The organism is Brachybacterium sp. GCM10030252 (assembly GCF_042666535.1).
Lineage (GTDB): Bacteria > Actinomycetota > Actinomycetes > Actinomycetales > Dermabacteraceae > Brachybacterium.
In genome coordinates this window covers 1-867 of record NZ_JBHTDM010000014.1, presented here as the reverse complement: position 1 = coordinate 867, position 867 = coordinate 1, and the positions used below count along the sequence as shown (strand labels likewise).

Annotated in this window: 1 pseudogene; it reads right to left on the bottom strand. The window is 67.4% G+C overall.

Going from position 1 to position 867, the window contains the following annotated elements:
- A pseudogene (locus ACFQRJ_RS12565) lies at window positions 1-816 on the bottom strand (IS5 family transposase); the annotation flags it as partial.
- Between the last annotated feature and the right edge of the window lie 51 nt (window positions 817-867).

Below are 867 nucleotides of genomic sequence, written 5' to 3'. Positions count from 1 at the left end.
TGTTTGGCCAGGCCGAACTGCCGCTCGACGACGTTGCGGCCAGCGTATGCGGTCTGGTCGAGTCCGGGCGGTCGGCCCCCGCAGGAACCCTTCCTCTGGCGGGCAACGAGCTCGTCGGACTTCTGCGGGATCACGGCCTTGATGCCCCGAGCCGCAAGCATCCGGCGGGTCTTGCCCGAGGAGTAGGCCTTGTCGGCGACCACCGCAGCAGGCCGGGTCCGGGGCCTTCCGGGGCCAAGGCGAGGGACTCGAATATCGTCGAGGACCTCGACGAGCATCGCGCCGTCGTTGCGTTGACCGCCGGTCAGAACGATCGCCAGCGGCATGCCATTGCCGTCGACCGCGGCATGGACTTTGCTGCCCAGCCCGCCGCGTGACCTGCCGACCGCGTGGCCTTCGGGCTCCTCAGCGGTCGGATTCTTGTGGTTCGCGCCCGCCCCCTGTGGGCTGGTCGGGACGAGTTGTGTTGGTCCCGTGCTGGTGGGCTCGGCTGATCGTCGAATCCACCGAGACCGTCCAGTCGATGCCGCCTGCCGCGTCGGCCTGCGCCATCAGTGCGGCATGGATTCGGTCCCAGACCCCGAGCCGGGCGTAGAGGTAGTGGCGCTTCCACACCGTCTGCCACGGTCCGAACTGGTCACGCGGCAGGTCGCGCCACGGGATCCCGGTGCGGGACCGGTAGATGATGCCCTCGACGATCTTCCGGTTGTCGCGGAAGGGATGCCCTTTGCGACCCTTGTTCGACGGCAACAGCGGCTCGATCCGCTCCCACTGCTCGTCGGACAGGACCTGATGTCGAGTCGTCGCGGTAGCCATGCATACAGGCTCTCAAGTGAAACCGCCTCACATATAGGAGACACGCCCTAG